23 protein-coding genes are annotated in these 22,232 nt (G+C 49.1%); 13 read left to right on the top strand and 10 right to left on the bottom strand.

The annotated features are described in order from the left end of the window. Window positions 1-84 precede the first annotated feature (84 nt). Both ELR70_RS02530 and ELR70_RS02525 read left to right on the top strand, forming a co-directional pair. On the top strand, window positions 85-5,388 hold the full coding sequence (locus ELR70_RS02530; protein ID WP_054016358.1) for an alpha-2-macroglobulin family protein: 5,304 nt from the start codon (window positions 85-87) through the stop codon (window positions 5,386-5,388). Window positions 5,389-5,506: 118 nt separating this feature from the next. Beyond that, window positions 5,507-5,857, top strand: a complete 351-nt coding sequence (locus ELR70_RS02525; RefSeq protein ID WP_054016359.1) for a metalloregulator ArsR/SmtB family transcription factor — start codon at window positions 5,507-5,509, stop codon at window positions 5,855-5,857. 11 nt (window positions 5,858-5,868) lie between these two features. On the opposite strand, the gene ELR70_RS02520 is transcribed toward ELR70_RS02525, so the two are convergent. From ELR70_RS02520 to ELR70_RS02510, 3 genes are all read right to left on the bottom strand, one after another. Continuing rightward, a complete protein-coding gene (locus tag ELR70_RS02520) occupies window positions 5,869-7,128 on the bottom strand; it encodes an FAD-dependent oxidoreductase (RefSeq protein ID WP_054016360.1) in 1,260 nt (419 codons plus the stop codon). Between the two features lie 78 nt (window positions 7,129-7,206). Beyond that, window positions 7,207-8,214, bottom strand: a complete 1,008-nt coding sequence (locus ELR70_RS02515) for a permease (protein ID WP_054016361.1) — start codon at window positions 8,212-8,214, stop codon at window positions 7,207-7,209. A gap of 117 nt (window positions 8,215-8,331) precedes the next feature. After that, window positions 8,332-9,198, bottom strand: a complete 867-nt coding sequence (locus ELR70_RS02510) for a LysR substrate-binding domain-containing protein (protein ID WP_235577120.1) — start codon at window positions 9,196-9,198, stop codon at window positions 8,332-8,334. Between the two features lie 180 nt (window positions 9,199-9,378). On the opposite strand from ELR70_RS02510, the gene ELR70_RS02505 reads away from it, so the two are divergent. Then, the gene (locus tag ELR70_RS02505) at window positions 9,379-10,140 is read left to right on the top strand and encodes an isocitrate lyase/phosphoenolpyruvate mutase family protein (RefSeq protein ID WP_054016420.1); all 762 of its coding nucleotides are present in this window, start codon (window positions 9,379-9,381) and stop codon (window positions 10,138-10,140) included. On the opposite strand, the gene ELR70_RS02500 is transcribed toward ELR70_RS02505, so the two are convergent. After that, window positions 10,108-11,100 carry a LysR family transcriptional regulator gene (locus tag ELR70_RS02500; protein WP_054016363.1) on the bottom strand — a complete coding sequence of 331 codons (993 nt, stop codon included), beginning with the start codon at window positions 11,098-11,100 and terminating at the stop codon, window positions 10,108-10,110. The genes ELR70_RS02505 and ELR70_RS02500 overlap by 33 nt on opposite strands. 159 nt (window positions 11,101-11,259) lie before the next feature. Between ELR70_RS02500 and ELR70_RS02495 the strand changes: the two genes are divergently transcribed. Genes ELR70_RS02495 through ELR70_RS02480 form a run of 4 tightly spaced genes read left to right on the top strand, consistent with a single transcriptional unit; the run spans window position 11,260 to window position 14,074 of the window. Continuing rightward, a complete protein-coding gene (locus ELR70_RS02495) occupies window positions 11,260-12,468 on the top strand; it encodes a hypothetical protein (protein WP_054016364.1) in 1,209 nt (402 codons plus the stop codon). Continuing rightward, entirely contained in the window at window positions 12,465-13,022 is a 558-nt protein-coding gene (locus tag ELR70_RS02490) for a hypothetical protein (protein ID WP_054016365.1), read from the top strand. Before ELR70_RS02495 ends, ELR70_RS02490 begins: the two co-directional genes overlap by 4 nt. Before the next feature lie 4 nt (window positions 13,023-13,026). Beyond that, window positions 13,027-13,428, top strand: a complete 402-nt coding sequence (locus tag ELR70_RS02485) for a hypothetical protein (protein ID WP_054016366.1) — start codon at window positions 13,027-13,029, stop codon at window positions 13,426-13,428. Further along, entirely contained in the window at window positions 13,421-14,074 is a 654-nt protein-coding gene (locus tag ELR70_RS02480; protein WP_054016367.1) for an SCO family protein, read from the top strand. The genes ELR70_RS02485 and ELR70_RS02480 overlap by 8 nt, the downstream gene beginning before the upstream one ends. 151 nt (window positions 14,075-14,225) lie before the next feature. On the opposite strand, the gene ELR70_RS02475 is transcribed toward ELR70_RS02480, so the two are convergent. Then, window positions 14,226-14,411 carry a hypothetical protein gene (locus tag ELR70_RS02475; RefSeq protein ID WP_010384442.1) on the bottom strand — a complete coding sequence of 62 codons (186 nt, stop codon included), beginning with the start codon at window positions 14,409-14,411 and terminating at the stop codon, window positions 14,226-14,228. A 240-nt stretch (window positions 14,412-14,651) separates the two neighbouring features. Here ELR70_RS02475 and ELR70_RS02470 point away from each other — a divergent pair, with 240 nt between their 5' ends. The 3 genes from ELR70_RS02470 (at window position 14,652) to def (ending at window position 16,759) form a co-directional block, all read left to right on the top strand. After that, the gene (locus tag ELR70_RS02470) at window positions 14,652-15,197 is read left to right on the top strand and encodes an isochorismatase family protein (protein ID WP_054016368.1); all 546 of its coding nucleotides are present in this window, start codon (window positions 14,652-14,654) and stop codon (window positions 15,195-15,197) included. Window positions 15,198-15,212: 15 nt separating this feature from the next. Then, window positions 15,213-16,175 carry a helix-turn-helix domain-containing protein gene (locus ELR70_RS02465; protein ID WP_054016369.1) on the top strand — a complete coding sequence of 321 codons (963 nt, stop codon included), beginning with the start codon at window positions 15,213-15,215 and terminating at the stop codon, window positions 16,173-16,175. Window positions 16,176-16,243: 68 nt separating this feature from the next. Further along, complete coding sequence (gene def, locus ELR70_RS02460) at window positions 16,244-16,759, top strand: peptide deformylase (protein ID WP_054016370.1); 516 nt, start codon at window positions 16,244-16,246, stop codon at window positions 16,757-16,759. A 66-nt stretch (window positions 16,760-16,825) separates the two neighbouring features. Here def and ELR70_RS02455 read toward each other — a convergent pair whose 3' ends face one another. After that, window positions 16,826-17,449, bottom strand: coding sequence for an NAD(P)H-dependent oxidoreductase (locus ELR70_RS02455; protein WP_160317407.1), 624 nt, complete (start codon window positions 17,447-17,449; stop codon window positions 16,826-16,828). A 142-nt stretch (window positions 17,450-17,591) separates the two neighbouring features. On the opposite strand from ELR70_RS02455, the gene ELR70_RS02450 reads away from it, so the two are divergent. Further along, window positions 17,592-17,729, top strand: a complete 138-nt coding sequence (locus ELR70_RS02450; protein ID WP_164881416.1) for a LysR family transcriptional regulator — start codon at window positions 17,592-17,594, stop codon at window positions 17,727-17,729. 26 nt (window positions 17,730-17,755) lie between these two features. Further along, window positions 17,756-18,526 (top strand): substrate binding domain-containing protein, encoded by a 771-nt coding sequence (locus ELR70_RS02445; RefSeq protein ID WP_164881415.1) that lies wholly within the window; start codon window positions 17,756-17,758, stop codon window positions 18,524-18,526. A gap of 96 nt (window positions 18,527-18,622) precedes the next feature. On the opposite strand, the gene ELR70_RS02440 is transcribed toward ELR70_RS02445, so the two are convergent. Then, entirely contained in the window at window positions 18,623-19,540 is a 918-nt protein-coding gene (locus ELR70_RS02440) for a LysR family transcriptional regulator (protein ID WP_054016373.1), read from the bottom strand. A 101-nt stretch (window positions 19,541-19,641) separates the two neighbouring features. Between ELR70_RS02440 and ELR70_RS02435 the strand changes: the two genes are divergently transcribed. Further along, complete coding sequence (locus ELR70_RS02435) at window positions 19,642-20,121, top strand: GNAT family N-acetyltransferase (protein WP_054016421.1); 480 nt, start codon at window positions 19,642-19,644, stop codon at window positions 20,119-20,121. Between the two features lie 4 nt (window positions 20,122-20,125). Here ELR70_RS02435 and ELR70_RS02430 read toward each other — a convergent pair whose 3' ends face one another. Genes ELR70_RS02430 through ELR70_RS02420 form a run of 3 tightly spaced genes read right to left on the bottom strand, consistent with a single transcriptional unit; the run spans window position 20,126 to window position 22,151 of the window. Then, window positions 20,126-20,689 (bottom strand): hypothetical protein, encoded by a 564-nt coding sequence (locus tag ELR70_RS02430; protein ID WP_128064439.1) that lies wholly within the window; start codon window positions 20,687-20,689, stop codon window positions 20,126-20,128. Beyond that, entirely contained in the window at window positions 20,686-21,234 is a 549-nt protein-coding gene (locus tag ELR70_RS02425) for a hypothetical protein (protein ID WP_128064438.1), read from the bottom strand. The genes ELR70_RS02430 and ELR70_RS02425 overlap by 4 nt, the downstream gene beginning before the upstream one ends. Beyond that, on the bottom strand, window positions 21,231-22,151 hold the full coding sequence (locus tag ELR70_RS02420; RefSeq protein ID WP_128064437.1) for a winged helix-turn-helix domain-containing protein: 921 nt from the start codon (window positions 22,149-22,151) through the stop codon (window positions 21,231-21,233). The genes ELR70_RS02425 and ELR70_RS02420 overlap by 4 nt, the downstream gene beginning before the upstream one ends. Window positions 22,152-22,232 lie beyond the last annotated feature (81 nt).

The raw sequence follows: 22,232 nt of genomic DNA, 5'->3' as shown, positions 1-22,232 counted from the left end.
AGTAATGCACTTTAACCCCTTTCTATACTGGCCAACGTTATAAATTTGCTAAAGTCATCAGATACACCAATACAAGGACTCAATATGTTACTCAGAGGCGTGCTGTTACTGCTCACCTGCTTAACCTGGGCTACTCAGGCATTAGAGGTCGAGGATATTCGCTTTCATACACAAAAAAATACCCTCCAACAAATTCTGATCCAATTTGACCAGGATATTGCTCAAGCGGGACAAGTACCTAGCCACGCACAACTGACGCATATCACACTCACTGATCAATACAAGCAGCAGTGCCGCTGGCGTTATGTGACATTCAATAAGCTCAGTTGTGATATACACACAGAAACAAGCGCCTACAAACCAGTGAAAGTGCGTGTTGAAGCTGGGTTTCCTGGTCTGCATTCTCAGTTACAAAATGACCGAACAGCAAAGTGGCACAGTGCTAACTGGCCCATTTACATAGAAGAGCGCGAAGAAACGCAGCTTCAGCTGGTTTACTCTGCTGACACAGAAACAGACAAGCACGTTGTATGGGATATCACGCATTCGCTGACCTTTAAGCTTAATGATCAAACGATTGTTCCAACAGCGCGACATTATGAGATAGCCGACTCAAGACAAATCTATCGGCTCACAATTGACTTTGCTGAGCCGATAGATAACGGCAATCTGGAGGTTGCATTGCCCGCCGGTTTTCAGCCTACACAAGCACACGTTGCATTGCCGGCCTCGCAGCTAATTCTCTCCCCTGAGCAACGCCCAGAGCCAGAGGTTGAGGCCGAGTTTAAGGGACTCTTTTGTGTAAAGCCTTTCGCTCGAGGGCCATATTGGCAAAACGCTTTTAAAGCGCTCCCCCCTGAAGAGGCAGGCTCCTGTGCCCCAGAAGCACTGGCATTGGGCTTTACCCACAGGGTAGAGAAGTTTTGGCTCATGGAGTCTGTCATATCAGCATCGATTGCCACGCAACCTGTGATAATCAAAGGCAACGCGCGTGAAAACCACGAAAGTGACCTGTACTATTATCCCATCGCACTCAAAGGGGAAACGGACTACCAACTGGATCTCAGCACACTGCGTTCAGATTCAACGGGGCATCCGTTTAAAAAAGCAGGTTTGCTGACGCTGAGTACAGGGCCCAGTAGCCCTTACTGGCATATCAGCGAGCAATCAGGCAGTGCCTATCGGGCACGTACCCCCGCAGCACTGTCTCTGAGCACACGTAATACAGCAGATCTCTCAATTCAATTTTATCCCGTATTCGAGCTGGCGCAGCTGCATCACTGGCTACAGACAAAAGATAAATCAGAACTTTTGATGCCATTGCCGGATATGCCGCGTCATATGGATAACCGAATACATCAGACTAACTTGCCTGTCAGTGGCCATCTGAAAGACCGAAGTGGCATACTATTTTACGATCTGCAAGGCCCGGGTTCGTCCTCTGTTTATGACAATCAGGTAACAATGCGCCAGCTGCAGCAAACGCTGACCGCATCTGACTTTAACCTGTCTGTCCATCATGGCTCCGGTATTACCCTTTACAACACAGAATTTGATACCGACAAGACCATCGCTGATGTCGATATTTACCTTGCCTGTGCGTCTTTTAGCGCGCCCAAATATCTTGGCCAAAGTAATCAGCAGGGATTGCTTACGCTGTCCCCTGAGCAATGGCAGTCTTTACACCCACAAAACAATGCTGACTGTTGGTTATGGGCCAGCAAAGACACCACCCACGCCATGATGGCGCTCACGCCCCAATCTGCTGCGGCAATCAGTGGCGAGCTGCTTAAAAGCCAACCCATTTATCAGCCCAATTCAGCCATCGACTTGAGTGTCGTTTTGTATCGTCACACCAGCGACGGCCTGCAACCTGTGCTCGACAATATCGAACTCACACTGCAAAGAAGAGGCTCCGAACACAAAGCTCGCCTGGCACAACAGTCAGTGTCTGAGTTTGGGCTAAGACAATTTCACCTCCCCGAAGGCGTTGATAAGCAGGGCAGATATCATGTGCATGCCAAAGTATCGGGGACATCTCACTTTTTGGGTTCAATCTATGTCTCTGAGTTTATTCCACCTGAGATAGAGTTTACCTGGCAACACCCTGACACAGCATATAAAGATCGGCCACTGAACCTCTCTGTGAGTGGCAAAACCATGAATGGATTTGATGCAGACAACCTCAGCGGTGAGCTAAAATACCAGTTTATTCGCTTTGGTTATTCGGATCTGCCCAGTGGCTGGCCACAGGAGTATGACTTTAGCAGCAGAAGAGAAAAGCCTGCGAGCCAGCGCAATAACGCCATTCCTCTAAGCACAAATGGCAAGCTGTCTTCAGCTACTTTCACGCCAACTGAGACTTTGCCACTGGTAAAACTGGCTCTGTCTGGCAGAGTGGTCTCCGAGCAAGGCGAAGTACAATTTTTCAATCAGCAACTGACCTACTTATCCCGTGAGCACTATATTGGTGTCCGGGAACAAGACGGACAAGTGCATATCATAGCTGTCGACCACTCAGGTAATCCGGTGTCTGTGCCGGCCTCCGTTCATATGGAAGTTTCAACCACGGAACAGGGCCAACAACGCAAGGAACAGGTGTTACTTTGTGAGATCCAGACACCCGCAACCTGCGCTCTGCCCGACAACGAGTCAGACTTTTTTTATCTGGATATCCGCAGCGGGAAGCAGGATTACTTGTGGATGCGCAACGTTTTTCGCAGTGACTCTTCACCAGATGAAAGCGAACCGGCAGCACAATTCGGCTTAACGGGTAAAAAACAGATAACGGCCCAAGCGGAATACACCTTCTCTGTAAACGCCCTCAGAAACGGCGAAATACTGGCTTTTATCACTGCCGGAGAGCATCAGTCGCTACACACCTTTACAGTAAAAAAGGGAAGCAACGACTTAACTTTGCAGGTACCGCCCAGCTGGCTACCCGGCTTTCGGATAACAGCCGTCATGCCTTACTCGGACCACCATCGAGAAGTGCTACATCAACAGTGGCTGAGTGACGCCAGCGCTGCACAGCTCGAATGGCAAGCCCAGCCTCATTTTTCACGGGCGACTTCTTCGCCTGCTTTGCCAACCAAACCCGACATGCGCGGCCAGTTTGCCAGCCTTTCCGTTGAGGTGCGACCCGCTAACGCTTTGTCAATCAGGGTAGAGCACCCAGAAACAGTGGCAGCCAATGGTCAGCTGGATATCAAGGTATCCAGCGATCAGGACGCGGATATTCAGCTCTGGCTGGTCAATGATGCATTGTTTAATATTGCCAGTGCACAGGCAGGCGAGATACATCTCAATCGATTGTTTAACCGTGAAGGGTATCAGCAAAGCCTTATCAGTGACTATAACCTGAGTGACAGACTGGTCGCATCGCAGTTTATCCAACAGCTGGATGAGCAGCTTTTTAAAGCTCAATATGAAGCAATGATGGCAACCGGATCAAGAATCGCCCCACCAGATACATTGTCTCAGGCTTTGGCAAATACCATCTGGCAACCGGTCATCCCCCTTAAAGCTAACCAGACAAAAACGGTCTCACTGCAACTGCCCCAGTTACTTGGGCGCTGGCGTGTGTTTGCCGTGGCCCTGAATACTCAGAGCACACAGACGTATACAAACACCATCACCAGTCATGCGGGGCTGGAATATCACCTAACTCATGCAGCACATTTTATCCAGGGTGACAAAGCCATAGTCACCATTCGGGCAGAAAACCGGCTGGGAAAACCATTAGAGGATAAAGTGCGGCTCACACTCAACGGTAAGACACTCGCAGAGCACACCATTGAGGTGCAAGAGCAGGAGCCACAGTTGCTTGATGTCACACTCCCTGAGCTGCCACCGGGTGAATACATATTGCAGCTGCACAGCGAACGAATGGCATTCCCGCGACTTTCGGAGTTTAGGGTCAGCGATAGTAGCCGTATTGTGCAGCAGTCATGGCTGTTAGACCCTGCCCGCCAAAACACCGTAACACTGGCAGAGGGTGTACAGGTCGAATCAGCTGAAGCGCACTCCATTGAGCAGCTCGCTCCCAATTGGTCTGCACTACAGCAACACCATCAGCATTATCCTCATCAATGTTGGGAGCAAACGCTTTCCAGAGCATTAAGCTACAGTGTAAACCCCCTTGCCAGTGAACTTTGGCCAGAGGGAAAGCAGGCCCTGCAACAGATGCTCACCAAGGGCGCAACTGAGAACTCAAGCTGGCAATTTGGTACGGGATACGCTTACTACCCGCACGCCTACCCAGACCCAATGTTGAGCGCCTATACGCTGCTCGTAAGTCAATGGCTCAATAACAGTCCCCTGAGTCTGACTATCGATAAAACAATACCAGAAGCCATAAGCCAGGACGTGCTTGAGGCATTACATATAGCAGAGCACCAACGGCGAGCATTTGACGATGACAGTGCCGACTGGCAGTGGTGGGCGCTGGCGCAAAGCCGACAGGTGACACTTGAGCAGGTACTCTCCTGGCGACACACCTTCGGTGTAACGGGCACTCGTAGTAATCTGTTACAACTATTGGCAATGAAAGCGCTCGGACACGAGCAGCCTGAACTGGAGCGTGCACTCACCCGGGTTCTCGACACCGGCTTTGAGGATCAAACCCTCAGTGCGCTGCCAGGTCCGTTGGAGCAATGTCTTGCTCTGCTGCTCACTGAGCGTGAGGCATTGAAAGCACAACTCAGCAAACTGGCCATCAGTCGTCAACACCGCCAGGGACATTTTGGCAATACGCTGAATGATGGGATCTGTGCGCTGGCCCTGCAAGATCACCAGCATAACGCAGCGGCCCCCGTATCATTGACAGCATCACCTGATGCTCAGAGCAACGAATATAAAATAAAGACACCTTTGGCAGAGCCCTACTGGTTAACAGTACAAACCCGTCAGCCTCTTTCATTGTCCAAGACGCAGAGTAATGGCCTGGATGTGACTCGACGTTATCACACATACAGCAATGACAAATGGCAGCCCATTGCAGGTCAGGCAATTAAGCCTGGCTACCTGATCAAAGTCACATTGGAGGTCTTTTCGGCTGATAAGCGAGCACATGTACTGTTGACCGATACACTGCCAGGCGGGCTGCGATTGCTCAATCCGCAACACAGCCATACTCAGTATAAAAACTGGTTGAAGGCGGACTCCCTGGATACCAGTCTGCTTATGCAACAGACATCACAAGGGGCACAACAAGTGCTCTGGCATCAGGCATATCTCAGCGCCGGGACAACAACATTTGAATATCTGGCACAGGCACAGGCCGGTGGCAACTATCTGGCGCCACCCGCCAGCGTTGAAATGATGTATCAACCAGAGATAGCCGGAGACAGCAATGCACAGGAAGTGCTTATAAGCACGCGACCCTGAGCATGACTCCATCAAAACAAGCCAGATCGATAAAGTGACAGACCTAAAATTCACTGGCTTGCTTTGCCTCAGTTATATATTTCCAGTATTATGGAATTATATAACTGAGGAGTACACTATGGACCTGGCATCTGCGGCAGATAAACTCGCCGAACTGGGGCACACAACCCGATTGAGCATTTTCCGATATTTGGTGAAAGGTGGCACACAGGGCGTCCCTGTTGGAGAAATACAGGCAGCATTGAATGTACCTGGCTCTACCTTGTCACACCATATAAATCGCCTGGTTAAAGTAGGGCTGGTTAAGCAACGCCGAGAAAGCCGGACGCTTTATTGCGTGCCTCAATATGACGCTCTGATTGGGTTAATCGGATTTTTGCAAGAGGAGTGCTGCGCCAATCAGGCCGATGAACCCGGCTGTGATGATGTGTTATCGCGCGACTGTGATACTCCCTGCGATAACACATAAATCGACGCAACCTAAGAACAACAAGCGCCAGACTGAGCTTCAGGTGCGCCGGGAAATCTCAACTGAACGCGTCTGGCCGCGGCTTCATTACCAGCCAAGGATTCAACAATAGAGCGGACCTGCTCATAACCGGTCAGCATCAGGAAGGTAGGAGCACGTCCGTAAGACTTCATACCTGCAATGTAAAAGTGCGCATCATTATGGGACAGTTCATCGACACCATGGGCACGCACCGATCCGCAGCTGTGCAGGTTTGGGTCAATCAAAGGCGCAAGCTGTGACGGCGCTTCGACAATCTGATCCAGATCCAGTCTTAACTCTCGCAACATATCCAGATCAGGCCTGAAGCCAGTGGCAACGATGATGTGATCTGCCTGTATCTCAGCCTGGGTGCCAGCCACCAAAGAATCGATCTCCAGTCCATGGTCAGAACGCGTGATTTGTCTGATCTCTAACTGAGGAAGCAGTTTTAGTGCACCGCGCTCAATCGCTTGTTTTGCTGCCAGCCCCAGCTGCTTGCGAGCCGGCACTTTATCGTTAATACCTCTGCCCAGTAATTTATCTATGTTGTTTTTTCGCATTCCCCAGATCACCTCAGTGTCCGGTTCAGCGGTTTGCAGTTTCAGTAAGTCCAGCGCAATATTCATTGCAGAGTGACCCGCACCTACGACCAATGTTCGCTTATTCATAAAGTCGCCTCGCTGCGCACCCAGAATATCAGGAATGCCATAATGCACTCTGTCCAGATTTGCCAGCTCACCCGGCACAGGCAGGCCATCTAACCCCAATGGATTAGGTGTTGACCAGGTGCCGGAAGCATCAATCACAGCGTCGCTATGCAGCACCTGAATTCCCTGTCCATTGCGACAATGCACTGCGAAACGAGCACGGTCGCGACCTTGTGTTGTGTGCTTACTGCTCCCCTCTTTCGACACTCCGAAAACCTCTGTGTTATAAAGGATCCCTTCAGCAAGCTCAGGCAGCTGCGACGCAGGTTGCAAGTACTGCTCAACCACCTCCTGACCAGTTGGGATAGCATTAAGATCGATGCCTGGCCAGCCATGTCGATTAAGCAAGCTAACAACGGCGTCGTCAATCATATAGGACCAGGGCGTAAACAAACTCACATGACCCCACTGGCGTATTGCCTCTCCGGCAGAGTTACCTTTTTCAATGATGGTGGGGCGTATGCCTTTTTCGACCAGTCTCGCTGCAGCGGCCAGCCCGACAGGTCCGGCACCAATAATAATGACGTCTTTGATTGGTTTCATATCAGATTACCTCTTGATTGAATGTGTCCAAGTCTCGCTGTCGTTCAGGCTCACAGCGCAAAAAGGACATGCCATAATTTAAAAAATAAGCGTGTACAGATATCCCGCAGTGATCGCCATCCCAAGCACGACACTCAGAAAAGCCAGGATCATCTGTGTTCTGAAGATGGATTTAAGCAGAATGACTTCGGTCAGGCTGGCACCCGCACTGCCAATGATCAGTGCCATAACCGAGCCCAGTGCCATGCCTTTTTGCACTAAACCGGCACTCAGGGGGATCACTGCCGAAGCACGAATGTAAAGGGGGATACCAATCACGGCCGCAAGGGGGATTGCGTACCATTTATTCTCACCGGCATACTCAACGATGAGCTCCGTCGGCACAAAACCGTAAATGAATGACCCTATGGTGATACCAAGCAACAGATAAGGCAGGGTAGTGCGAAAGTCTTTCCAGGTGGCGTGCCAGATCCGCAACCAGCGATTTTCTGCAGGCATAGCTGCCTCATTCGAGTTTTGCACTGCACAACCGCGCTTCTGGTTAACGGACGTTTGTGAGTCAGCAGGGACGTCTGTACAGCCCGGTTTGTCTGCCTGATTAGCACTACAAGCAGATTGGCTGACCGCAGCCTGATAGGCTTCGTCCCGCACATAACGTTCAAACCCCAGCCGCTCCAGTGCATAGCCAGACACCACAGACGTGACAAGTGCAATGACAAAATAAAATAGCGCCACATCGAGGCCGAATGTCACTATCAATAACCCGATAACAATGGGGTTTAACAACGGGCTGGAAAATAAGAACACGGTAACCGGCCCAAACCCGGCGCGTGCCTGCAACAGGCCTTTGAGAAAGGGTATCGTTGAACAGGAACAAAACGGCGTTATGGCGCCCAGCAGCGCAGCAATCATATAACCTTTGCCTTTACGTGCACTCAGGTTTTCCCGGACCTTTTCTGGTGTGATGTATTCCTGCAGCACACCCACTAAATAACTCACTACAAGAAACAATACAGTTAATTCCGCAGCGAGGAACACAAACATATCGGCCGCTTCTTCAAGCATGACCTGCATTTCTGGTGACATAAGTCTCTCCCGATCTAAACTCACATTTCTAGTATTATAGAAATATAAATTCAGATCAATAGTTATTTCTATAAATATAGAAATATGGGATTTAAAACCAGTCTTGCCCTATGCGCGTCATATCTCCTGCGCTTTTAACCAGGCCATAAATACCTTCAGGCGGGTTATCCGAGCCGAGTTGGGATCATAAACCAGATAACGTTTTACCGAGTTGGGGTGGGGCAGTTTAAATGGGATCACCAGCTCGCCACTATCGAGTTGACGCTGAAACAGATAAGGCACTGCCAGCGTGACACCGTGGCCATTCGCGACGGCACTGAGTGCCATATCTGTAGAGTTCACATAGGTCCAGTGCGGATGTTCAGCATAGCCTGGCACGCTATGTGCTTCAAACCACTGGGGCCAGTCATAAGCACCAGACTGCTCTAAGGCGACCAGCCAGGTCGACAGCAAATCGGCAGGCGCCGCTAGTGGCAATGATTCAGCAAGCTGAGCGGAGCACACAGGCAAAACAGGTGATGCGCCAAAGTATTCACACGCTAACGTCGTCGGAGTGTGCTTTTCTACTTCAGTGCCAAACCGGATCGCCAGATCAATGCGGGCGTGTTGTAAATCTTCAAAGCTGGCGGATGAGTGCAGACGAATGCGGATCTGCGGATACAAACTCGCGAATTCCTGCAATCTGGGCATCAGCCACAGGGTATTAAATGCCTGGGTAGAACTGATGCAAAGTTCGCCCGCCAACTCTTCCTGACGTAAACGATTTATACCCTGACCGATCATCGTTAAGGCAGGTGCAATATGTTCGTGCAAAGTTTCACCCGCCTGTGTGAGCTGCATGTGTCGGCCGGTCCTGACAAACAGCCGCTGTGCCAACTGCTGCTCCAGCAGGCGCATTTGCTGGCTGACCGCCGCCTGAGAGATGCACAGTTCAGCAGCTGCCAGACTGTAGCTTTGGTGTCTTGCCGCACACTCAAACGTCACAAGCAAATTCATATTTTTAAACACGATAGGGACGCTGCCGGGTTTCTGAAAAACCCTATTATAAGCTCTGCTTATAATACAAGTCGATTTTTATCGTTGGTCTTTTATTTCTCGCAAACGCACTATGTTGCAAACCAAAACGTTGCCAACAAAAACAAACACCTGGAAAAGCGAGACGATATGCAACACTTCACACAACTACATCAACAAACAACCCCTCTTTTACTGGCGAATGTCTGGGATGCTGCCAGTGCCAAAGCGGCACAACACGTCGGATATCAGGCCATAGGTACCTCCAGTGCCGCCGTCGCCAGTGTGCTGGGCTACGAGGACGGTGAACAGCTCCCTTTCGACGAGCTGCGCTTTATGGTCAGCCGTATCGCCAGTGCCACCAGCTTGCCACTGAGTGTTGATATTGAAGCGGGCTACAGCCGTGACCCACAACAAATTGCAAAACATATTCAGCAACTTGCACAGCTGGGCGTAGTGGGGGTTAACCTTGAAGACAGCCTGGTTGGCTCAACTCGTACATTAGCCCATGCCGGTGAGTTTGCTGAGTGTTTAGCGTCTGTACGCGGCCATTTAATCACTCAGCAGACAGACATTTTTATCAATGTGCGCTGTGACGCCTTTTTGCTGGGTCTGGAAAACGCACGCAAGGAAGCATTACATCGGGCTCAACAATACCAGCAGGCTGGGGCTGATGGTTTGTTCTTGCCCTGCATTGTCAAGCCAGCAGATATTCAGGCCATCACACATGCGTGTGCACTGCCGCTAAATGTGATGGCGATGCCTGATTTACCCGACATCGACACCCTGGCCGGGCTAGGCGTTAAACGGATCAGTATGGGCAACTTCGCCTTTGAGGGCATGCACACTCACCTGAACACTGCGCTTGAACAGGTCCGCTCACAGGGCAACTGTGCGCCCTTGTTCAGCTGATCCGTCAAAGCGGATACGCTCCGGCCAATGCTCGGCCCAGGTATGGGTTGGCGTTTCTTGTTGCACTGCTAAAGCCGCAACCAAAAAATCCAGAAAAACCCGTACTCTGGCAGGCAGGTATTCACGTTTGGGGTAAATCGCAAATACCCCGCCCTCTGGCAAAGGCGCTCTGAACGCAGGGTAGAGTGACACCAACGCCCCAGTTTCCAGACCTGCTTTAGCCAAAAAGTGCGGTAACTGAGCAAGTCCCAGACCATCGGCACATAATTGTGCCATGGCCTCGCCATCATCGGTAATATGGGTACGACGCAGGTCGCAGAGCTGATAATTTCCCTGCTCATCTGGCAGAAAAATCGGTTGTAGCTGCTGTGTTTCTTTGATCTTAAAGCCTATCCAGGCATGATTGTCAAAATCGCCTCGACTGCCTGGCGTGCCATGCTGTTCAAGATAATACGGTGAAGCACATACTAAAAAATCCATCGGACTCAGACAGCGAGCCACCAGACGACTATCTTTGATAAACCCTGTACGTAACGCCACATCAATGTCTTGCTCGATAATATCCACATGCATATCGTCTAGAGATAACTCCAGTGTGATCTCGGGATAACGCTGACAAAACGCTTTAAGTAACGGGCGCAGGTAAAGGTGACCATAGCACACGGCGGAATTCACCCGCAACCGTCCTCTGGGTGCGTCATTGAGTTGTCTGAGCTCATCTTCACAGCTGGACAGGGCCTGAATGCTCGAACGTACGGTGTGTGCATAATGCCGCCCGGCAGCGGTGATCTTCAATTGCCGGGTGGAGCGCTGAAATAAAGTTACCCCCAGCTCAGCTTCGAGGCGACTTACGGCTTTACTGATGGTAGAAGGATCTGTATTACAGACACGCGCTGCAGCCGCAAAGCTTTGTTCCTCACAGGTTGCCAGAAACAGTGTCAGTGATCTCAGTTTATCCATGATAGTCAGTCCTGTGAATTGGGTAAACAGCGTCGATATTTGCACTATATCAGCAATTATTCATGAATAGTATTCACGACTCAATGGCAAAATCGCTGGTTTTTCCACCTCTCTGAATCTCTTAGAGTAATGACAAAGTGACTCAGGAGGCGACACACTATGTTACAGCACACTGCAAACCATGCAGAAAACTCAGGGATCCGTTATTTTTGCCTGGCATTCGTTGCCATGGCCGGACTGGCCTATCTCAACTTTTTACCCGCCGTTGTGGATGCACTGGCAGGCGGGATTGGTTTTTCCGCACAGCATGCCGGTACTCTGGTGGCCAGTAATGGGTATGGCGCATTACTAGGCAGTATTTGCGCCATTTTTGTGGTTCGATATATTGCCTGGAAACCCGCTCTACTGTTCACCTTCATCGCATTAGGCGCTATGGAGCTTAGTACATCAGCATGGAGCACTTACACAGGTTTGCTGACTTGGAGATTTATCGCCGGGGTACTGGGTGGCTTTAGTGTCGGTATTTCATTTGCCATTCTCGCGCGTTTAACGAACCCGGACAGAGCCTTCGGCACCTTGCTGTTTATTCAGTTCAGTATCGGCTCTATGGTGATCTATGCCGTACCGGCACTTGAGCGCCTGCTCGGTGACTACGCCGTGTTTTATATCATGGCTGCGCTGGTGTTTATTGCATTGCTCTTTTTGCCCTTGCTGCCAGCCTTGCCAGCGGTACATAGCCCAAAACAGCATTCAAAACGTCTGCATTTAACAGCTAAAAGCGCCCGGTTACTGCTGGCGATGCTGCTCTATCTGGTCGCGGCCAGCGGGATCTGGGCGTTTGCGGGCCAGATGGGTCTAAGTGCAGGCCAGTCTCAAACTCAGATCAGCCAGATCATTGCGCTGACCGGTTTACTGGGGCTGGCAGGCGCGTTACTCCCCATTCTGAAATCAGGTCAGGCACACCGCACACTGTATTTATGTAGCAGCATTTTGCTCTCTTTCATGACTGCCTTGCTGCTCATTTACGCGCATTTTAACCTTGTCTACATGCTGGCGCTGGCACTGTTGTTTTTTTCCTGGCCCGCCGTACATGCCTACCTGCTCGCCCTCATCGCAGAGCAGGATAGTTCAGGACAGCTTTCATCCGTCGCAGCCGTGGTATCCAGCATAGGCGTGGCATCTGGCCCACTCCTTGGTGCAGCACTGCTAAACAATGATATCTATACCCTTATGTTGTGCACCTTTGCAGCCCTGTTTACCCTTTGCCTGCTCTTGCTACAACGCCCGCTAAAAACCCCTGCACAGCGTCACTCGCAGTTAAGTGCACCCTCTGACCAGGCTTACCAAACCACCAGGAGTATCCGATGATCAAATACCTACTGAACAAAATGCTCATTTCTATGCAAAAAAAGTATGACTACGACGTCACGTATATGCAGGACATTCTGTCCGCGGATCTGAGCGCCTTTTTTAAATACCTGAAATTTCAGTCCATGGCGGGTTATCGCGGGGGACTGCCTGTGGCACCATTATATGCCGCCAGGTTACGCGCCATATTGTGGGACGACTGTGGCCCCTGCACTCAGCTACTGGTCAATATGGCACTGGAAGCAGGTGTGCCTGCGGCTCAGGTCAGTGCAATCGTCAACAAGGACCTTACTGCATTACCTGATGAACTCGCTCAGATAGTGGAATTTACCGATCTGGTGTTAGCCCATGACCCCAGTGCCGATGACATTCGCCCGCATGTTCGTGCCATGTGGGGAGAGAAGGGGCTGATTGCGATCGCGTTTAGTATCAGCTCCTGTCGTGTCTATCCGGCCCTTAAATATACTTTGGGATACGGTAAAGCTTGCAGTCGTGTGGTCGTGAATGAGCAAATGCTGACGCCGTCTGACAAAAGCAGTTCAGTAACAGGGTAACGTTATGCGCAATCAAGTCATCACATCCGTCGCCGTTTTTCTTGGACTGGCGGCGCTGGCTAATGGCGTGTTTATGCTGCTTTACCCGCAACAGTGGTACTGGAGTGTGCCCGGCGTGCCTGACAGGGGGTTTTATAACCAGCACTTTATACGTGATATCGGTATGCTCTATATCCTGATTGGAGGGGCATTCAGCTATGGTGCTTTTTATGCCCGTTATCGGTTGCAAGTATGGCTGTTCCCAGCTCTTTGGTTAACCTGCCACGCCCTGTTTCATTTTTGGGAAGTACTGGTCGGGATCTGCGGGCCAATTTTTCTGTTAATTGATTTTGCGGGCGTTACCTTACCTGCGTTATTGGGATTGGGATTGTGCTGGCAGGCAAAAAAGGCAGATGCAGATGGGTAACAGAAACGCATTAATATTAACCCTGTTTACAGGTTTAGGTCTGGGCCTAGTCTTACCCACCACCCCACCGTCCCAGCCAGCCCTAGTACAGAGCCTGGTGCAGAAAACCGAACGCAGCCTGAAGCCATTTGAACTGCAAAGCGCAGGAGGTGTGTTTAATAACCGCTCATTACATGGACAGTGGACATTGATCATGTTTGGATTCACACATTGTCCGGATATTTGCCCGACAACTCTCTCTCGACTGGCAGTACTTGAAACTCATATGTCGAGGTTATCAAACCACCAGACGCTGGCGTACCTGTTTGTCTCGGTCGACCCAGAGCGCGATTCGATAGCCATGCTCGACATGTATGTACGCCAATTTAGCCCATCATTTTTCAGTGTTACCGGTCACCCGGAGCAGCTCAAGTCATTGGCGAATATCCTAGGCGCACAATTTCAGGTTGACCCTAAACCAGGCAATTATCAGGTTGCCCATTCCACTTTACTTTACCTTACGGGTCCGCAGGGAAAATTGCGTGCGCGTTTTAATATTGATCACAACCTAGCAGAGCTGGCGAATCAATTACACAACGAAATAAGCCGGGCAGAAAGTGTAAAGGGGATTTACACAGAGAGGAGTAGGGTTGATAGCCCACGATAAGAAAAGAAAAAGGCAGCCATTGGCTGCCTTTTTTCGCGATTAGCTCGCTTTCTTGATCGCTTTTTTCAGCTTTTTGATTTTCGCTTCATGTTTTGCAATCTTACCAGTACGTTTCTGTACTTCTTTCTTTAGCTTTTTAACATCAACTTTCTTAGCCATCCTGATCTCCTTTGACCGGTTTCTCTTGCTCTGGCTTGTGCTTTTTCACAAACCGCTTAATAAACTTTCTAATCTCGCGGGAAGAGGAGGTATCCAGCTCGTTGCACAAGGCAACAAACTCATCTCTTTGCGCTTTATTGATACGCACAATTAGTTGTGCATCTTTGTTGTTAGCCATGCTCTGCTTCCTGCACCGGAGGCCTGTCTCTCAGCCTCTATTATGTATATACAACGTATATACATAATAAATACATGTCAACCCGCTTAAGCAAATTTTGTCATCACACCACCCTGAACAACTATTACAAAGTGGCTATATACGTCCTCTATATGTCCAAAACCGATCTCTTTGTGTGCAATGAAAACCACTAAACTACACACAGAACACACCATTAATACATAAACAGGACAATACACCATGAATAAAGCTTTACTAGTAATAGATACCCAGGACTCGTTCTACCACACTCCTTATTGGTCCGTTCGCGATGTCGCTGACTTCCAGCATAACCTGACTCAGCTGATAGCTGCATTTCAGTGCAATCAACACAAAGTGATCAAAATTCTTCATAGTCGTGACGACGTGCCAGACAGCCCTTTCAATCCTGCCTCTGGGTTTGTTAAGCCCATGGCATTTTTGGATATGCAATTTGATAAAACCTTTCATAAATCAGTACACAACGCTTTTACCGATACAGGGCTTGCTATGTGGTTGAAAAGAAATAACATAGGCTGTGTCGCTATCTCAGGCATTCGCACGGAGCAGTGCTGTGAAACTACCGCCCGTGTTGCAAGCGACCTGGGTTTTCAGGTCGAGTTTGTCACCGATGCAACCCTAACATTTGATATGCAACATCAGCCAAGCGGTCAGCACTTTAGTGCCGATGAAATCAAGGTCCGTACTGAACTGGTATTGGCTGAGCGTTTTGCCACAATCTGCAAAACGCAGGACTTTGTGGCCTAAGAATAAGGAGAAAAAATGCCAGCACCGCAGCACTTTTACTTTGTCCTGTTACAACACACCCTACCACTCGATTTGGCAGGACCATTGCAGGTGCTACTGGAAGCCAGGCGTGCAGGGCAGCCAATTGAGATACATTATGTCAGTGCCGAGCGTGAACAAATAATGGATGGCGGGCTGATGCTACATCAGCTTAGCCCTTTACCCGGCCAACTGAATGCCAATAATGTGGTCATCTTACCCGGCTGTAACGACTCGTTTGCTACCTATGACAGCCCGGCAGGTCTAGTTACTCAGCAATGGTTGGAAGAGCAGGCCAGATATGACCCCTATATTTTAACTATCTGCTCAGGTGCAGTACTGGCAGCAAAAGCAGGGCTAATCAATAACAAAGCCTGTACCACACACTTTGCGCTCATTGAGCGCTTCCGTCAGACATTCAGAGCCTGTAAAGTGGCCGATAATCGTATCTTTGTACAGGACGGCAAACTATTCAGTAGCGCGGGTATTAGTTCAGGCATAGATATGACACTGCACTTTGTATCATTGCAGTTTGGCGAGTATGTTGCCGCCCAGGTTGCCAAAGAAATGTTGGTGTACTTTCGCCGTAACGGGCAAGATCCTCAGCTCAGTCCCTGGCTGCAACATCGCAACCATATGCACCGGGCTTTACATCAGGTCCAGGATTTGATCTGCAGTGAGGTGGGATGCTCGCATAGCCTGCAAACTTTAGCAAACTCAGCTCACCTCTCAGTACGCCAGCTTAGTCGTCTTTTTAAACAAACACTTGGGATCACACCGGGTGAGTATGTCAGCAGCATTAAAGTAGCACATGCCAAGGCGTTATTGTCCAGGAGTAATATTCAGATAGAGGCCATCGCTGAGGCCTGCGGATACAGCAGTGCTCGTCACTTTCGACGGATCTGGAATCAATACGAATCCCTGTCTCCTTCGCAATACCGCCAGGCTCACCAGCATTAAGAATTGCACTGGCCTTAGTGCACTTTACGCTTTAAACTCCGTGTTTTCAGATAACTACAAATAACAAAATGGCCGTTTTAGAAATCCTAACCGCACCCGACCCAAGACTGCAGGTAAAAGCAAAACCAGTCAGTGATATCACATCAGTACAACCGCTCATCGACGATATGCTCGATACTTTATATGCAACCAGCAATGGAATTGGTCTGGCTGCAACTCAGGTTGGCCGGAATGAAGCAATTGTGATCATCGACTTATCAGAAGAACGAAATGATCCACTAATCCTCATAAATCCGGAAGTGGTCAGCGGCAGCAACAAAGCTATGGGTGAAGAGGGGTGTCTGTCAGTACCTGACTACTTTGCCAAAGTAGAACGCTATACAGAGGTTACTGTAAAGGGGCTTGACCGTACCGGAAAACCCATCACAGTACACAGCGATGAATTTCTGGCCATTGTCATGCAACATGAAATAGATCATTTGTCGGGCAACCTGTTCATCGATTACCTGTCACCGTTAAAACGTCAAATGGCCATGAAAAAGGTGAAGAAATACGTGAAAGCACAGAGTAAGCAAAGCGCCTAAAACGACAATCTGTCCAGATATTAGCCAGCGATGTTTAATTTAACATAAATGCTGGCTGAGACAGTGTCAGGCTGCATTACCCAGCCATTGATCAATCTGTGCTTTTGCCCGCTCAGTCGCCATTTCACTGCCAATGTGCGGGATACTGATCCCATATGCCGTGATCACCTTAATATCGGAGATGCCGATAAAGCCCAACACCTGCTTAAGATAAGGCACCTGAAAGTCGACAGCTTGCATCTCAGGCATTGCCATATCGGCACCCGCACTGGCGATAATCACGGCCTGTTTTCCTTGCAACAGTCCCGTTGGTCCCTGCTCTGAATAAGAAAAAGTCAGACCAAAACGGCAGATCTGATCAATATAGTTTTTCATCAGGCTGGTGACACTGAAATTATGCATTGGAGACGCAAAGACAATGATATCTGCCTGTTTCAGCTCTTCAATATAGAGTAATGACGGCTGTGCCACTGCGGCTTGTTCAGTTGTTAACGCATCCTGATCACCATAAAAGCTATTGAGGATCTGATTGTCATAAACCGGTGCCGGTGTTTTGCTAAGGTCACGCACTGTAAAAGTCAGGCTTTCATTCTTATTTTGCAATTGTGATTGCAGGTAGTCGGCAATTTCACTCGAAATGGAGAATTCATTTGCTGGGCTAGACTTTATAATAAGCACTTGTTTTGTCATATAAATCATCACTTAAAACTAACTACACCATGTATTATTGCGTTTTCGTGTGCTATGAAAAAGTGTGTTAAACACAAATCAGTTTTGTCTTTATGGCAAAAATAATCTAAATTCACTGCTATAAATGGCCGTTCGGATCACTATGGATAAACTCAGAGCACTGCGCTATTTCAAGCGCGTCGTTGAATTGAACAGCTTCAGTGCGGTTGCCGAGGAGTTCTCGGTACCCGCGTCTTCCGTTTCAAGACGCATTAAAGATCTGGAAGCATCGCTGGGGTAGAGCTGGTCAAGCGGACTACCCGCCATGTGAGTATTACTGAACTTGGCCAGATCTACTACCAACATATCAGCGAGCTCCTCAGCAGACTAACTCACGCTGACGAACTGATCTCACAGAGTTTCGACAATCCAAGCGGCACGCTAAAAGTCAGTGCACCTCCCGGTCTGGCCCAGGCGCTGCTGGTTCCACTGTTCAGGCGTTTCCGACAACAGTTTCCCAACATTCTCCTCGATCTGGACTACACCAATGAATACGCACTGTTTGGTCAAGACTCGGTCGACCTGGCGATAAGAGGCGGGCCAGTCGATGACGCACGTCTTATTGCCAGGCCACTTATCCGCAGCGGCTTTAGACTCTGGGCTCAAACCCAGCTCGCTGATGAGCTTAATGCTAAATTTGGTACGCCAAACTGGTCTCTCGAGCAACTTAGTGATTGCCCGACGATTATGTTTCGCAACAAAAATACGATCGTTCCCTGGTGGGTGTGCCTGGGCGACGACTGGCAGCCGCTCGATACACAGCCTGTGCTTATCAGCAATGACAGTGCTACCTTGCTGGATGCACTTGAACAGGGGGAAGGGCTCTTACTGGCCCCGGACTGGCTGATCCCACCGCATCTGGAAGGCAAGGTGACACCGGTCGCAGCGCACCATATTCTGTCGCCAGGTAAAACGCCAACAATGGAAATCAACTTGGTGTACCAACACGCCAAGTATCAGCTCCCGAATATTAAGCTCAGTGTCGACTTTATCTGCGAGTATATGCAGGCATATATGACCAATATGGTAAAAACCTGATCCAAACTAAGCAGTTGATATTTATAGCCTTGCTGAATCATTCAGAAAAGTAAGTCTGTGTATATCACTCATATAAAGAGATCAGTATTTTACTAACTACGTCTCGGTATCGGGCAAGTTGTGGAAGTCGCAAAACTGCTTCACAAACCATACGATTTTAGGATCGCTCTTACGGGTGCGATGCCAATATAACTTTAGCTGATAGTTGGGGACCGATAGCGGTGGAGGTTCTAGTTGGAGCTGTAACCTGTCACATACCTGCAAAGCATAACGCTGTGGCATAGTCAGCAGCATATCACTGTCGGGTAACAAAGTCGGTGCCATCAGCACGTGAGGCGTAGTCACCGCGATGGTTCTGGATTTCTTGATTTTGGCCAGCGCTTTATCAACAATGCCCCGCCGCTCATTCCAGGGAGCAATCAGAATATGTGGATACGCCAGGAAAGCGCTCAATTCAAGTGCTTGACTACATGGATGAGATTGACAGCGGACTGTGACGTAAGCATCTTCAAACCAGTTGAGTTGTGCCAGGCTCTCAGAAAACTCCTGCTGATGTGCGAACCCGCAAACCAGATCCAGAGCACCTTCTTCCAGTGCCTGCTCAGCAATACGCTCTTCAAGCTGCACAAACCGTATGTTCAGTTTTGCAAATTTGCAGAGCAGGTGGGTTATAAAGGGCCGCAAACACCAGGCGGTATAATCCGTGGCTGCAATCGTCAATGTATGCATTTCACTGGCATCAAAGGGTCTGGCTTCTTGTAACCCTCGCTCAAGCATCTGCAAAGCGGGCAGCACCGTTTTAGCTAACTGATGAGCGTGCTCTGTTGCAAGCATACGGTTGTTTACTCTCACAAAGAGCTCATCTCCAAGGCGCTCCCTAAGTCGGGTCAGTGCATGACTGCAAGCAGACTGACTGAGGTTGAGTTGCTCAGCAGTGTGCGTGACAGAACCATTTTGATACAGAGCAGCAAACAGCTTAAGCAAATTTAGATCTAGATTGGGTAGTTTGCTCATTAATAATATACATTTAGCACGTGCAATCTATGCACTTTATTCATTTAAAATTTGAGCTTACACTGGGCCCCAATCATGTCAACTTTGGAAGTCATTTACCAATGAGTATCACCATTCGCCACGCACAGAAAAGCGACGCTGCAACCATTTTACACTTTATCAATGAACTAGCCGTCTACGAAAAAGAGCCTGATGCTGTGCTCAATACTGTTTCTGACATTGAGCAAAAACTGTTTGGTGACGATGTACGTGCCCATGCACTGATCTGTGAGCAAGATGGCGAGGCGATTGGTTTTGCTGTGTATTTTTTCAATTATTCGACCTGGCTGGGTAAATATGGCCTTTACCTGGAAGACCTCTATGTATCTCAGGATCAGCGCGGGCAGGGCGCGGGCAAAGCATTGATGAAGTTTTTGGCCCGGCTGGCTCTGGAAAAAGACTGTGGCCGCTTTGAGTGGGTAGTGCTCGACTGGAACAAACCCGCCATCGACTTTTATAACAGTATTGGCGCAAAACCACAGGACGAATGGATCATCTATCGCCTGACGGGTGATGAGCTCAGAGCGTTTGCCGAGCAGTAAAGATTTATTGAACAGAAAAAGAAACTAACTCTCGGTTTAGCTGCATCATATAAGTCAACAGCGCCTGTTCACCATTGACGTCACTGACATAACGGGCGCCAACAGGAAGCTGTGCAATATCGCTCAGCACATCATCATCTAAGTGATATCGCCACAGCTTTCTATCAGGAGAAACGCCATATAGTGCGCCATCGTGCAACGAAAAATAGGGTCGCTCCAGCTGTTTTGCCAGGCCACTCACTTCTTTATCTCCAATCCATATTCTGTGCTCTTTATCTAGTACAACGATCTCTTTATTTGGTGTACTAACCGCCCAGAGAAGATCACGATCTGACACTTTCATGAACCGACCATTGTGAAGATGCAATTGATAAAGCCGCTGTGCTCCTAACTCTGGTACCAATACCAGCAGGGTCTGTTTGTCAGACCATTGCAGAATTTCCAATACAGGATATTGAGTCTGGATATGCCGGGCACCTCCCTCCAGGTTGTACACAATTACGCCATCTTGTGTCGCAGCCGCAAGGGCATCTCCCGCAGGAGACCAGCTTATGAACCTAGATGTCATTGGTGTATCAGGTGCTTCAAGAGGATAACTAGTCCGCCCATTGGACAACCATACCTGACGATTCCCGAACGAGTGGAAGTAAATGCAACTAACTTACCACCTGGCTGAAAACGTGCCGCCTCATCGCTCAGGTTTGAGCGCAGTTGAGGGTAGAGCCCGGGCTCACCAACAGAGTTTGTCTTGAACGAGAACACCCGAATGTCGGTATCGGCATAAGACTCGGTTACCAATAATGACCGCCCTTCAGGATGAAAATGTGGAGCAGATGCCTTATGACGAGTTGGGGCAGGCAGCAAACTTAATTCCCCCTTCAGGGTCAGGTGATAGAGTTTACCTGCAATGTCAGCAATAAGGTAACGCTCGGACGGGTGAATGCTTACTTCAACGCCTGTAACACCTGAAACTGCAAATGGAAACTTAAGACGATGCTGAGCGAGTATCTCACCCGAACTCGATAACAACACCATGTCGTGCTGGTTGATACTGTCGACTACAAACACGACAAATTGATCACGCTTTGGCAGATAGACATATTCATATATCAACCCCCCGCGGGGCTGAACAAGGGCAAAACCTTCCCGTTTTGTGGGTTAAAAGTCGCTAAACGCACCTGGTTGTCTGTATATTCCTGCAAAAAAGTTATGGCTCCTTGTTTAAAACCAAGTACTTTCCCTACACGTTGCTGACCTGCCTCTAATATTGTGTCTCCACCGTGTGGCAGAGACCGTTCAGAACCCATATTAAAGCGTTTGATAGACCAGCGCAGCTGTGCTTTTGAATCTGACTGACACTGACCACGAGCGGGAACCACAATGTGTGAGCTATCCAATGACCACCTTGGGCGCCCATACACGCCGGGTTTCGAGCTAAGGCGAAATGTCTGCGCACGCACCAGGTCTTTAACCCAGATATGACTGTGGCAAGCGTCTATGCTTCGCAAAAATACAATAAAGCGACCGTCAGCAGAGAAACTACCATACATCTCTGGTCCGTCACTACTGGTCAGTGGGGTACTTGCTGTGAGTTCAACCTTAGCAAAATTTTCTTGGCTTGCTCGCCAACCTTCTATACTCAGCCCAGCGAAGATGAGCATACCCAGGATCAGCACATAAATCAGATATCGTCGCTTTGGCACACTGGCCGGGCCATCCCCAATAGCCAGCTCCAGACTATAACCACGTCGCGCGTGTGTTCGGATCACACTTTGTGATTTACTGTCTTCTCCGAATGCTTGGCGTAACTGGGATATACACCGTTGCAGGGAATTAGGTGACACGACTCTGTTGTGCCAGACAAGCTCAGTCAGGGTTGTAAACTCAATCACTTTACCCTGATTTTGGATAAGCACATGCAAGACCTCCATTGCTTTGGGAGGCACAGAGACGGTGCTATCACCTTGAACGATTTCGTTGCGTGAGACGTCAACAAAGTATCGACCAAGCCTATATTGCTTGTTTTCCATTCCTTACCAACCAGATAATAAAAGCATATAAATCATACTGATAAATAAAGCATAAGCAAATCCGCTTGCAATCCAATAGCA

Source organism: Pseudoalteromonas sp. R3, assembly GCF_004014715.1.
Lineage (GTDB): Bacteria > Pseudomonadota > Gammaproteobacteria > Enterobacterales > Alteromonadaceae > Pseudoalteromonas.
Note: the sequence above shows the minus strand (reverse complement) of the source record. Positions and strands in the feature narration are given on the sequence as shown.